The organism is Treponema sp. R6D11 (assembly GCF_054786075.1).
Genome location: NZ_BDHD01000372.1, coordinates 1 through 1235 on the forward strand (window position 1 = coordinate 1; position 1235 = coordinate 1235).

At 51.2% G+C, this 1235-nt stretch carries 2 protein-coding genes; one reads left to right on the top strand and one right to left on the bottom strand.

Annotated features, from left to right (window positions below; genetic code table 11):
- Positions 1–370 (top strand): Kae1-like domain-containing protein (locus ACYVTD_RS13220; protein ID WP_461248204.1); only part of this gene is annotated, 370 nt, incomplete at its 5' end.
- Here ACYVTD_RS13220 and ACYVTD_RS13225 read toward each other — a convergent pair.
- On the bottom strand, positions 351–1235 hold an 885-nt coding region (locus ACYVTD_RS13225; protein ID WP_461248205.1), incomplete at its 5' end, for a TatD family hydrolase. The two genes, ACYVTD_RS13220 and ACYVTD_RS13225, sit on opposite strands and share 20 nt — an antisense overlap.

Here is a 1235-nt window from a genome sequence, read left to right on the forward strand (position 1 = left end):
AAAAACCGCCGTTATCAACCAGCTTGATATGTTCAAGGCAAAGGAAACCAAACCCACAAACGAGGACATAGCCGCCTCTTTCCAAAAAACCGCCGTAGAAATCCTTTTACGCGCCCTATTAAACGCCGCCGAAGATACCGGTCTTACAACAATTGTCGCAGGCGGCGGCGTTGCGGCTAACAGCTACCTTCGCTCGTGCCTCTCCAAGCAGAAACACCTCAACTGCATTTTCCCCCCTCTTTCCCTCTGCGGTGACAATGCCGCCATGATAGCCGGCATCGGGTATCAGTACCTTGTTAGGGGAGAGCGGTCTTCGCTTAATGTTACCGCAAGCGCGAGAGTGTCGGGGTTTAAGAAGAAGTATCCGTGAAAGGGGGATTTATTTCCATACAATACTGGCAAAAAACTTTCCTAAAATTCTCCTCAATCTGCTCCTCAAGCGTTTTCGCGTCCGTAACCGTACTTTCCGCATTGTTACGTAACGTCGCCGCCGCTTCAAGTATCAAAGGCAAATCCGCCCATATCGAATACTTTTCGCCTCTCCTCGGCTGAAAAGGAGCGTCGGTCTCCGTGAGCAGTCTTTCCGCCGGAAGCAGGGAACAGCATTGAATCGCCTGCTTGTGGTTTAACGTAATGGCGTTACCAAACGAGAAGTACGCGTTTACTCCATGGCGGAGAAGCGAATTCGCTTCTTCAAGAGTGCCTGACCATGAATGAAAGACGACGGCTTTGCACTTGGATAAAACTTTTTCGGCGGCGAAAATTTTATGCATGGCACGTCGGACATGAAGAACGACGGGCAGACCGTAATTGGCGGCAATTTCCAAATGCGCCGAAAACAGGGCGTCCTGTGTTTTTTCCGTGTCCTTGTACGCCGAATCGTAAAGATCAAAACCACATTCGCCGACCGCCGAAAGCCTTCCCGCTGCCGCCAGATTGCGCAAAGTTTCAAAACTTTCGTTTAATTTGATGTCCGTAAACGGCTCGTCTTCGGCGTTTTTTACGGCGGGCAGTTGTGGGTGGACGCCGAAACACGGAAAGAGCGGCGCGGCGTTTTCAACGGCGGCCTTTTTCGCCAATTCTTCATTATACGTAAATTCTTCCAAGTCGCAGGAGCTTGCTACGGCGAGGCTCCCAAGCCGCCGCCTTTCCTGTTCCGCCTGCGGAAAAACACGGTCAAGATCGTAATGTCGTCGAAGTTGCTGGCTTTGCAGATAATCGTATGGCCCCCTGAA